Below are 3,835 nucleotides of genomic sequence, written 5' to 3'. Positions count from 1 at the left end.
CGCCTCGCGCCCGGCCTTGAGCCAGGCGGCGCTGGCATGGCGCCGGCCACGCGCGTCCGCGCCCATGTTGGGGGCGCCGCCGAAGCCGGCAATGCGCCCCAGCGTCGCGGTGGAGCTGTTGCCGTCCAGGTCGATCTGCAGCGTCGAGCCGATGAACAGGTCGCAGGCATAGTGGCCCGCCGCCTGGCAGAAGGCGCGGTTGCTGCGCAGGCTGCCGTCGGCGCCGGTGAAGAACACGTCCGAGCGCGCCCGGATGTAGTCCTCCATGCCCAGCTCGGAGCCGAACGAATGGATGGACTGCACCCAGCCGGCCTCGATGGCCGGTATCAGCGCCGGATGCGGATTCAGCGCCCAGTGCCGCGCAATGCGGCCCTTCAGCCCCAGCGATTCGCCGTAGGTCGGCAGCAGCAGCTCGATGGCCGCCGTGTCAAAGCCGATGCCATGGTTCAGGCGCTGGACCTCGTACTCGGCGTAGATGCCCTTGATGGCCATCATGGCCATCAGCACCTGGATTTCGCTGATCTGGGCCGGGTCGCGCGTGAACAGCGGCTCGATGACGTTGGGCCGGGGCGCCTGCACGACGAAATGCACCCAGTCCGAGGGAATGTCCACGCGCGGCAGCGCCGTGGTGGTGCCATCCACCATCTCGTTGACCTGGGCGATGACGATGCCGCCCGAAAAGGCCGTGGCCTCGACGATGGCCGGCGTGTCCTCGGTATTGGGGCCGGTGTACAGGTTGCCCTGGGCATCGGCCGCGTGGGCCGCCACCAGGGCCACCTTGGGCGTCAGGTCCACGAAGTAGCGCGCGAACAGCTCCAGGTAGGTGTGGATGGCCCCGATCTCCAGCTGCCGGGCCGAGACCAGCTTGGCCAGCCGCGCCCCTTGCGGGCCGGAGAAGCTGAAGTCCAGCCGCCGCGCGATGCCGTTTTCAAACACATCCAGGTGCTCCGGCAGCGCCAGCACCGACTGCACCATGTGCAGGTCGTGCACCTGCTGCGGATCGAGCTGGACCAGGGCGCGGGCCAGGAAGTCGGCCTGCTTCTGGTTGTTGCCTTCGAGGCAGACGCGGTCGCCGGGCGCCAGCACGGCGTGCAGCAGCTCGGTGATGGCGCCGGCATCGACGCGCTTGCCGGCCAGGCGCGGCCCGAGGGCGGCCTGGGCGCGCGCCAGCCTGGCGGCGCGCTCCCCGGCTTTGAGGTTCCAGGAGGGGTCAGTCATGGGATATCAGGGGTTGGCGTGACATGGAGGGGCAGGGGGCGGGCGTCCCGGTCGAAGTGCATGGCTAGAGGACCACGAACAGCAGCCACACGAGCAGCGGCGCCACCAGGGTGACAAGGCCGCCGTAGACCATCAGCTGGCGGAAGAAGCGGTCGCGGTCCACGCCCTTGGCATTGGCCAGGACGAGGGCGCCGTTGGTCGAGAAGGGGCTGACATCCACGATGGTCGAGGACACGGCCATGGCCGCGATGAAGCCGACGGCGCTCACATCGGAGCCACCCTGCAGGAAGGGCACGGCCAGCGGAATCAGCGAGCCCAGCACCGCCGTCGAGGAGGCGAAGGCCGACACCACGGCGCCCACGAAGCACAGCAGCAAGGCCGCCACCAGGGGCGAGGTCAGCTGCGCCACGCTGTGGCCTACGAAGTCGATGGTGCCCATCTTGTCCATCACGCCCACATAGGTGCTGACACCCACGATGAGCATGATCTCGGGCCAGGACACCTGGCCCAGCGCGCGTTTTTGCAGGTTGGGCGCCATCAGCGTCAGCACCAGGCCGATGGTGATGGAGACAAAGCCGATGTCCTGCTTGAAGAACAGGGTGAGGACCGCGAGCGCCAGCAGGCCGACCACGGTGGCCACCTGGTAGCTGCGCGATTGCGGGGCGGCGTCCTGTTCAGGGGCGGCGCGCATCAGCGAGTCGCTGGAGCGTGCAGCCGTGTTGCGCTCCTCGGACAGGGCCTCGCCTTCGGCGTCGCCATACACCTGGGCGCCGCCCTGGGCATGCGAGACGCGCGGCGTGGCGGGCACGCTTCCATCGGCATCGGCCTTCATGCGCATCAGCCGGGCGCCGCCCATCAGGAAGAACAGCAGCACGGCCACGGCCAGGTTGACCCCCATGCTGGCCAGCATGGTGGCCATCTCGTTGAGCGGCAGGCCCGCCTTGGCCACGATCTTGTTGGTGATGCCGCCGTAGATGCTGATGGGCGAGAAGCCGCCGCCCTGCGCGCCATGGATCACCAGCAGACCCATCATCAGCGGATTGATGCCGTACTTGGCGGCAAAGCCCAGGGCAATGGGCGCGATGATGGCCACGGCCGCAGGGCTGACGGCGCCCACCGCCGTCAGCAGGGCCGCAATGAAGAACATGATCCACGGTATGGCGGCAATGCGCCCGCGCACGGCGCGCACCGCCATGCGGACCAGCCAGTCGATGGTTCCGTTGTTCTGCGCCAGCGCGAACAGGTAGGTGATGCCCGCCAGCGTCAGAAACAGGTCGGCGGGAAAACCGCCAATGATGGCCTTGGTCCCCATGCCGGCCACCAGGGTGCCGACCAGGAAGGCCCCGACAAAGGCCAGCAGGCCCATGTTGATGGGCAGTGCCGTCGCCAGGACGAACATGCCTATCAACGCGCCAATCGATATCCAATGGGAATTCATGCGATGTCTCCGGTTTTTTATGCGCCTGCAATACGTGTGCATGCTGGTATGCACGGTACGCGGCGGCCCGGAGCGCATCAATAAAGCGCGAGCGCCAACAATTACGCAGAGAGAAACAATGAAGGGTTAACCCGGCGAAGCGGGGCTGTCGCCCCCGGTATGGCGGGTCAGCCGAGCTGCCCGTCCGCGAGGCGGCACACGCTGAGCAGGGCCAGCAGGTTGGGGTCGCGTTCGCGGGACCGCAAAAAGGTCAGCACGATGGTCTGGCGCATCAGATACCTGGCCTGCAGCGGTATCAGCTGCACCTTCTGCGGCATCACGCCGCGCACCCGCCCGGGCAGCAGCGTGTAGCCGACGCCGCCGCTGACCAGGTTCATCAGCGAGAAGATGTCATCCGTCTTCATCACCACGTTGGGCGTGAAGCCGGCCACCCGGAAGGACTCGATGAAGCCGCCATAGGTCGCAAAGCCTTCGCCCAGGCTCACGAAGTTCTCGCGCGCCATGGCGCCCAGATCGACCTCGGCCAGATGCGCATAGGGCGAGCCCACGGGCGCGGCAAAGAAAATGTCGTCCTCGAACAGCAGCTGCGTCTGCATGTCGGCGGCGTTGTCCGGCATGGCCATCAGCGCCGCGTCCAGCGTTCCGTTGCGCAGCCGCTCCAGCAGGCCGGCGTTCGAGCCCAGCACCAGTTCGGTCTGCAGATCGGGGCGGCGCAGCTTCAGCGCCATCACCAGCGCCGGCACGGTGCGGTTGGTCAGGGAGTACAGCGAGCCGATGCGGATGCGGTCCGCCGAGTAGCCTGCCACCTCGCGCGTGGCGCGTATGCCCTCGGACATGGTGGCCAGCACCTCCCTGGCGACATCGGCCAGGGTCTGCGCTGCCTCGGTGGGCTTGAGGTTGCGCCCCTCGTGCCGGAACAGGGCGCAGCGCATGCCGGCCTCCAGCGCATGCAGGGCGCGGTGCACGCTGACCGAGCTGGTCTCCAGCCGTTCCGCCGTCTTGGCGAGATTGCCTGTCTCCAGGAAGGCGAGCAGCACCTCGAGTCTGCGGAAGGTTATTTCGTCATCGATTCTCAGGCTCATGGCAACGTCACGCTCTCATCGTGGGGGACGGGCGGATTGTGGCGTTGATCGCGTTGCGTGCACAGACTCCGGTCTGTGCGGGGGCCGGGGCCCCGGG

General features: G+C 67.7%; 3 protein-coding genes. All 3 read right to left on the bottom strand.

All coding sequences use genetic code 11. The features are described 5' to 3' along the window. Positions 1-1,218 (bottom strand): malonate decarboxylase subunit alpha (locus ACM14_RS30055; protein WP_065348163.1); only part of this gene is annotated, 1,218 nt, incomplete at its 3' end. A 64-nt stretch (positions 1,219-1,282) separates the two neighbouring features. Continuing rightward, complete coding sequence (locus tag ACM14_RS30050) at positions 1,283-2,656, bottom strand: SLC13 family permease (protein ID WP_012203696.1); 1,374 nt, start codon at positions 2,654-2,656, stop codon at positions 1,283-1,285. A 167-nt stretch (positions 2,657-2,823) separates the two neighbouring features. Further along, positions 2,824-3,738: a LysR family transcriptional regulator gene (locus ACM14_RS30045; RefSeq protein WP_012203697.1), complete on the bottom strand. Its 915-nt coding sequence runs from the start codon at positions 3,736-3,738 to the stop codon at positions 2,824-2,826. Positions 3,739-3,835: the final 97 nt, after the last annotated feature.

Source organism: Delftia sp. JD2, from assembly GCF_001682645.1.
Taxonomy (GTDB): Bacteria; Pseudomonadota; Gammaproteobacteria; order Burkholderiales; family Burkholderiaceae_C; genus Comamonas; species Comamonas acidovorans.
This window is presented reverse-complemented; position numbering and strand designations above follow the sequence as displayed.

Bases quoted from the DNA above. Each gene is read 5' to 3' on its own strand.
- ACM14_RS30050 (WP_012203696.1), bottom strand. From the start codon at position 2,656: ATGAATTCCCATTGGATATCGATTGGCGCGTTGATAGGCATGTTCGTC.
- ACM14_RS30045 (WP_012203697.1), bottom strand. From the start codon at position 3,738: ATGAGCCTGAGAATCGATGACGAAATAACCTTCCGCAGACTCGAGGTG.